Annotated in this window: 4 protein-coding genes and 1 pseudogene; 1 reads left to right on the top strand and 4 read right to left on the bottom strand. The window is 58.9% G+C overall.

The window, feature by feature from the left end; translation table 11 throughout:
- Positions 1-296: 296 nt before the first annotated feature.
- Positions 297-602: a hypothetical protein gene (locus ACT3TZ_RS14805; protein ID WP_444584187.1), complete on the top strand. Its 306-nt coding sequence runs from the start codon at positions 297-299 to the stop codon at positions 600-602.
- A gap of 106 nt (positions 603-708) precedes the next feature.
- Here the strand turns inward: ACT3TZ_RS14805 and ACT3TZ_RS14800 are convergent.
- The 4 genes and pseudogenes from ACT3TZ_RS14800 to ACT3TZ_RS14785 all read right to left on the bottom strand — a co-directional run.
- Positions 709-3,676, bottom strand: a pseudogene (locus ACT3TZ_RS14800) (type I restriction endonuclease subunit R, EcoR124 family); the annotation flags it as partial.
- Positions 3,677-3,831: 155 nt separating this feature from the next.
- On the bottom strand, positions 3,832-4,899 hold the full coding sequence (locus ACT3TZ_RS14795) for a hypothetical protein (RefSeq protein WP_444584186.1): 1,068 nt from the start codon (positions 4,897-4,899) through the stop codon (positions 3,832-3,834).
- Positions 4,900-6,078, bottom strand: a complete 1,179-nt coding sequence (locus tag ACT3TZ_RS14790; protein ID WP_444584185.1) for a restriction endonuclease subunit S — start codon at positions 6,076-6,078, stop codon at positions 4,900-4,902.
- The coding region (locus tag ACT3TZ_RS14785; protein WP_444584184.1) for a type I restriction-modification system subunit M at positions 6,075-7,132 on the bottom strand (1,058 nt) is incomplete at its 5' end. The genes ACT3TZ_RS14790 and ACT3TZ_RS14785, both read right to left, overlap by 4 nt.

Here is a 7,132-nt window from a genome sequence, read left to right as displayed (position 1 = left end):
CAGCAAACCGCGCCTGACCAGGCACAACGGCATAAGCGCTTATCGCATGAGCAATTGGATAGATCATACCGATAGCGACGACTCTGGCTTTTGTATCGCAGTGAGTGAGGATGCCGAAGCGCCGAACTGCGATGAGATCGAGACGGCTCCGGCACTTGTCCAGGTGGCGTGCTGACGGGGATGCGGGCCGTCCTGCAATGTAGATTGGAACGTCGGACACACCGAGCGAGGTGGTGGTTTCGCCGAACGGTGCCACACTGCGAGATCGCCGAGCATTCGAGGAAGGAGGGGCATTGATGATCAGCAGCCCGTTCAACACGAGCGCGTCCAACTTCGGCAACGCGGCGATGCAGACGGCCGACGTCCCGTGGGACACTCCTGTGAAGATGCGGCTGGGAGCCGACGGGCCCGGTGAGACCGGCGCGTACATCGAGGTCAGCACCACTCGTGGATTCGCCAAGCGGATCCCGATCGACGAGGCACGCTTGTCCGAGTGCCGGCAAGAGCAGGACGGTGCGGCCGGGATCACGCTGTGCCAGCAGCTCGTCGACGACCTGGCCGCGCGGATCGAGACGGCCGTGGCCGAAGCGGTGCACGGTTGAACGGCCCGGCCGAGATGCTCGAACATGCCGCACCCTTGCGTGCCTGGCTGAATGCGCAGATTGTGGCGCGTGAGCGGCTGTGCCGCCAGCGCCCTTCGTGCTGACCTCAGTCCCCAGGCTCCCCACCCCCAGTGGCAAGTCCCCGGAACCGCTCGAAGAACCTGGAGAGCGCTTCGATGACCCGCTTCTTCTTGTCGCCATGGTTGGACTCGCGGTTGAACCGCGACACGGGTGGCAGGATGCGGGTGATCTCGGTGCCCGCTGTGCGCAGCTGGCCGTCCCGGAACGCGGCATCCACGAACGACCGCGTCTGCTCCAGCTTGAGCTTGTGCGTTTCGATGAGCTCTTGAAGCTCGGCCTCTCGCTTCGCGGCGATGTACGCCTGCCACTGCTCATCGACCGCGCCCTGCAGCGACACCGACTCGACGAAGTCCTCGACGAGGTCGCGCTTGCTGCGGAGGGTCGGGCTCGCGTCGACGGCGCGGGTGATCTCGGCGCGGATCTCCTTGTCGTCGCCGTCGCCTTTCTCGGTGCGGAGCTTCTCGACGAGCATGAGGATGTAGTCGACGTTGATCTCGACCTGCTTGACGAGCTCGATCTCGAACACGACGTCGTCGTTGATGACTTCTCTGTCGCCGTCACGATCGCGCGTGAACTCATCGCGTAGCCGCAGGTAGATGCTGGTGTAGTCCTGCCGCTGTCGCTCGGTGAGCGGATCGTTGCCGTCGAAGTCGTCGAAGGACGTGAGGATGTTCTGCAGCCGCAGGATCGCGCCGAACAGCTGAATGAAGTCCTTCTGCGCCTGCTCCCCCACGATCTGCTGACCGACCGGGAAACGCGAGAGCAGCTCGGTGACCTTGTCGACGTACTCGCCGTAGTAGTCGCCGTACGGTTTCAGCAGTACGACGCCGCGGGCGTCCTTGTTGCCGAACAGCTCCAGCGCGGCGTTCGTCTCTTCCTCGAGGTCGCGGAAGGCGACGATGTTGCCGTAGGTCTTCACGGAGTTGAGGATGCGGTTCGTGCGCGAGTATGCCTGGATCAGGCCGTGGGCGCGCAGGTTCTTGTCGACGAACAGTGTATTCAGCGTCGAAGCCGGTGAGGAACATGTTCACCACGATGACCAGGTCGATCTCGCGGTTTTTCATCCGCTGCGACAGGTCCTTGTAGTAGTTCTGGAACCGGTCGGCGCTCGTGTCGTAGCTGGTCCCGAACATGTCGTTGTAGTCCTGGATCGCGTCTTCCAGGAACGAGCGCGTGTCACGGTCGAGCGCATCGGTGTCGAACGCTTCATCATCGAGGATGCCGTCCGCCTCGGCCTCGTTCGCGCCGTAGCTGAAGATCAGCCCGATCTTCAGGCGCTTGTCCGGTGGAAGCTCCGCCATCTGCATCTGGAACTGGTTGTAGTAACGGCGGGCGGCATCGATCGACGCGGTCGCGAACAGCGCGTTGAATCCTCGAACTCGCTTCCGCTCCTTGAGTGCCTCCGCCTGACGCCGGCCCCGCACCGAGTCGGCGACGTTCGTCACGACTGCGTGTTCGTAGCTCGATGAGCGCTTCGTTTTCTGATCGAAGTGCTCCAGGGTGTATGCCACGACGTCCCGGATCCGGCGCACGTCCAGGAGAGCTCGCTCGCGGTCGATCGCTGACACCTGTGAGTCGTCGGGGTTTCCGACCTTGATGGTGTTGATGTAGTCGATCCGGAACGGCAGCACGTTCTTGTCCGTGATGGCGTCGACGATCGTGTACGTGTGCAGCTTGTCGCCGAACGCCTGCTCGGTCGTGCGCAACTGAGGGTTGCCACCGCTGCCGGCGTTCGCAGCGAAGATCGGCGTACCGGTGAACCCGAAAAGGTTGTACTTCTTGAACGCCCGCGTGATGTCAGTGTGCATGTCTCCGAACTGCGACCGGTGGCACTCATCGAAGATGATCACCGCGTGGCCCGAGAACACCGCGTGGCCCTTGTTCGCCTTGATGAACGTCGACAGCTTCTGGATCGTCGTGATGATGATCCGCGTACCCCGGTCCTCAAGCTGCTTCTTCAGCACAGCAGTGGACGTGTTCGAGTTCGCCGCGCCCTTCTCGAATCGGTCGTACTCGCGCATCGTCTGGTAGTCGAGGTCCTTGCGGTCCACGACGAACAGTACCTTGTCCACACTCGGCATCTTCGAGGCGAGCTGCGCTGCCTTGAACGAGGTGAGCGTTTTGCCCGAGCCGGTGGTGTGCCAGACGTACCCTCCGGCATCGAGTGTGCCGAGCGTCTTGTAGTTCGTCGAGATCTGGATCTTCTGCAGGATCCGCTCCGTCGCGACAATCTGGTACGGCCGCATCACCAATAAGTCGCGATCCGCGGTGAGCACGCAGTACTTCGTCAGGATGTTCAACAGCGCGTGCTTCGCGAAGAACGTCTTCACGAACGCCGTCAGCTCGGTGATCGGCTTATTGTTCGCGTCGGCCCACCAACTGGTGAACTCGAACGAGTTACTCGTCTTCCTGCCCTTGCCCGCACCGCCAGACTTCTTCTGCTCGGCCAAGTGCCGGTTGCGGGTGCTGTTGGAGTAGTACTTCGTCAACGTGCCGTTGCTGATCACGAACAGCTGCACGTACTCGAACAGGCCCGAACCGGCCCAAAAGCTATCCCGCTGGTACCGGTTGATCTGATTGAACGCTTCGCGGATGTCCACACCACGACGCTTCAGCTCGATGTGCACCATCGGCAGCCCGTTGACGAGCACAGTCACGTCGTAGCGGTTGGAATACTTCGCGCCGCCCCCGCCGGCGTCACCCTCGCCACGCCCGATCTCGTACTGGTTGATGACCTGCAGCCGATTGTTGTGGATGTTCGTCTTGTCGATCAGCGTGATGTTCTTCGTCGTCCCATCATCGCGCCTGAGGATCTGGACGTGATCCTCCTGCACGCGCACGGTCTTCTCGATGATGCCGTCGTTGGCACCTGCGATCTTCGTCGTGAAGAACTGCTCCCACTCGGCATCCGAGAAGGTCATCTTGTTGACCTTCTCGAGCTGCACACGCACGTTCGCGACCAACTCCGCCTCAGAGGTGAATGGCAGGAAGTCGTACGCCTGCTCCTCGAGGAGTCGGATCATCTCCTTCTCGAGTGCAGACTCCGACTGATACGCATCAGCCTGCAACGGATCGTGAACATACTCCGCGACAACCGTGCTCTCCGAAGAGATCGCGATCAGGTCGAACTTCCGTGCCGCTAACTCGCTCATGAGGCAGCCGCCCATCTGAAAGTCTTCAGAAACTCCTGAAACTCACTCCTAAAAGCTTCTTTGAAATCTTCGGCCACGTCGATGGTGTCGATATCAGCGAATCGGTCGTGACTGTACAGATTGAGAATCTTAGTCACCAGGGCGGCGTCCGGCCCGACCAGCAGGTCGCCCCAACCTCCTGTGTGGCCGAGGAAGTTGGCCGTCTTCTCGAGCAATGCTCGGAACTGGTTGAAATGGGCTCGCTCAATCGCATTCGCGGAGATGGCCTCTTGAATATCTTTAATAATCCCGAGGTGGTAACTGAAAGGCGAGTCCTTTGATTGCCCAGCAAGCGTCCACCCGGCAATGGGGTCTCGCGCAAGAATATACGCTCGGTCAGTCTTCCGCCGGAGCGAGTTGAACAGAACATTAAAGAAGAGCGCGTGGTGGGTGGCGATCACAAACTTCAAGTCCAACTCTGATGCTCGCTTAATAAGCGCCGCCAGTGTGAGAGCCACTGATACGATACGCACATCATCCATTGACGACACCGGGTCATCTATGACAGCGAGCGTTAACTGGTCATAATCAGTCGTTGAACGCAGGTCGGGGCTATCGCTTAGCGTCTCAATCACGTCGTTCAAGACAGAGTGATATACACTCCAAACAAATATGCTCTCCTCTGCTCGTGATATTTTGATGCCGTCCGTCGAACTATCATCCCCCTTGTGTATGCCAAAGCTAATCTCGCCACTTTCGAAGTCAAGCCTTGGTTCAATTTTTCCGCTTGTGAAGCTTTGAAAGTTATCACTAATCACACTATCAAGACCCTGCGTCACGATAGTTTCAAACAGCTCGGCCTCCGGATTCATCTTGAATACGACACGCTCGTTATCCCAGCTGAATACGTCCTCGACAAAGGAGTTGTAGACGACCACACCCTCTGGATTGTGCTCCTTGAGGCGCTGCGCCAGCCGAGTCTTGCCGACCGTATTCGGTGCGTAAATTAGAGCGGTACGCGAATCGGCAAGGCCCTGTAATACCTCCTCAGCCAAGCTCGCGACCGTCTCATGAAATCTTCTCATCTAGACAGCCTCCTTGAACGTCAGCAGGCGGTCGCGGTAGTACTCGTACTGCTTGCGACGCGCGTCGAGTTCAGCCGGGAGACCAATGCGGATGTCGTTGACGAGCGCGTCGAACCTATCGAGTATCTTCGTGATCCGATCCTGCTCTGCACGCGGAGGCACCAAGATTCGCGCCCGTAGTAGATTTGAATTGTACAACCGCCTAATGGTGCCGCCATCAGTAACCCACTCGATCACTTTGTACCAATGTCTCAAATAGGCGTTCGTTGCGATCGACTCGTCATGGTCAAGCCACACGATATTCGAATCCTGAAAGTAGGCTGCCTCTCCGTCATAGACAACAGTGCGACCGATCGTTCCGGCTGCAGAGATTAGAACATCACCACGTCTCGGGAATGAGAATTTCTCACGATAAGAGTCGAACAGTTCTCGTGAAATATATGCATCAGGTGTACCACCAAATGTGCCGATCTTAAAGAACGGCACATCTCCGCTGTCACTTGTCTCGCTCTTGAATACACGTTTACACATCGCGACTCGGCCAATGTCGCCAAGCGTGAGCTCCTTCGCTTCACCTGCGCGAAATGAAAGCAAGTTCCTGAAGAAGTAATCGTATTGGGTGCGCCGGGCGTCCAGCTCCGCTTCCAACTCGATTTCCAGCTGGGTGAACTTATCCAATACTCGCACGATCTCGCGCTGCACCTCGAGAGGCGGCACGGGGATCCGAATTCGCATGAGTGTCTGATTCGTGATCCCCTTGACAATCGTCCCGTTCCCAACGACGCTGAGCGTCTTGAAGTAATACGTCAAGAAGTACGGGTCGAGTTCATCATTCAGAAGAAGCCCACGTATGTCCTGGTTGATTGCGATGGGTTGCTCGACAACGCGCATTGCTCCAGGAACGATCTTCACAGCAACAACAACCCAGCCCTCAGGGACGAGATTGCTGGAACTCGACTGAAGCCCTTCTGCGGTGATTGTTTGCCGGGTGTCGCGAATCTTCAACGTTGTCGCGGTGATGTCACCGACAGAAGCCCAGTGCACGTCTCCGTCCCAGTACTGACGTTTTGAACGCGACGGTGTACCCCCGCCTACGTTCCGCGCCATACAGCTCCCAAGCTCTTTAAACTCCACTCCGGCCGGGCACAGTTCCTGAATCAGATCGTCGATGCGGCTCACTTGGAGCCCTCCAGATCCGCCACGATCTCGTCGATGGCCGTGCGGAGCTCGGCCTGGCGGGTGACGATGCGCGCGATATCGGCGTTCAACTCAGTGATGTCGACTTCTTCGCGGATGTCCTCTGCCTCAACGAAGGACGACACGGCGATGTTGTAGTCATTCGCCGCGATGTCCTCGTTGCTCACGACGGCGGTGAAGTAGTCCTCGAGCTCGCGCGTCGTGAACGCCTCGAGGATCCTCTCCTGATGCTTCTCGAGCAGCTTGTTCTTGTTGCCAACGCGCTTGAACTCGGCCGACGCATCGATGAACAGCACGTCACTGGTCTTCTTCGACTTCTTCAGCACGAGGATGCAGGTCGCGATCGTCGTGCCAAAGAACAGGTCCGGCGGAAGCTGGATGACAGCGTCGACGTAGTTGTTGTCGATGAGGTATTGGCGGATCTTCTTCTCCGCCCCGCTGCGGTACAGCACGCCAGGGAACTCAACGATCGCCGCTGTGCCGTTGACCGCCAGCCAGCTGAGCATGTGCATCGTGAAGGCAAGGTCGGCCTTCGACTTCGGCGCGAGGACTCCTGCCGGTGCGAACCGCTCGTCGTTGATCAGCAGCGGGTTGGCATCGCCCTCCCACTTGATCGAGTAGGGCGGGTTGGAGACGATCGCCTCGAACGGTTCGTCGTCCCAGTGCTGTGGATCGATCAGGGTGTCGCCGTGGGCGAGGTTGAAGTCGGCGTAGTTGACGTCGTGCAGGAACATGTTGATCCGCGCGAGGTTGTACGTGGTCAGGTTGATCTCCTGGCCGTAGAACCCCTGGCGGACGTTGTTCTTGCCGAGCACCTTGTCGAACTTCAGCAGCAGCGACCCCGATCCGACGGCCGGATCGTAGACCTTGTTGACCTGTGTCTTGCCGACCACCGTGATGCGCGCCAGCAGCTCGGAGACCTCCTGGGGCGTGTAGTACTCACCGCCGGACTTGCCGGCGTTGGCCGCGTACATCTGCATCAGGTACTCGTAGGCGTCACCGAACAGATCGATCGAGTTGTCCTCCCACCGCCCCA

It is taken from the genome of Brachybacterium sp. AOP25-B2-12 (assembly GCF_052378625.1).
Classification (GTDB): Bacteria; Actinomycetota; Actinomycetes; order Actinomycetales; family Dermabacteraceae; genus Brachybacterium.
The sequence above is the reverse complement of the archived record's forward strand: the minus strand, read 5'-3'. Positions and strand labels throughout refer to the sequence as shown.

Bases quoted from the DNA above. Each gene is read 5' to 3' on its own strand.
- ACT3TZ_RS14795 (WP_444584186.1), bottom strand. From the start codon at position 4,899: ATGAGAAGATTTCATGAGACGGTCGCGAGCTTGGCTGAGGAGGTATTA.
- ACT3TZ_RS14805 (WP_444584187.1), top strand. From the start codon at position 297: ATGATCAGCAGCCCGTTCAACACGAGCGCGTCCAACTTCGGCAACGCG.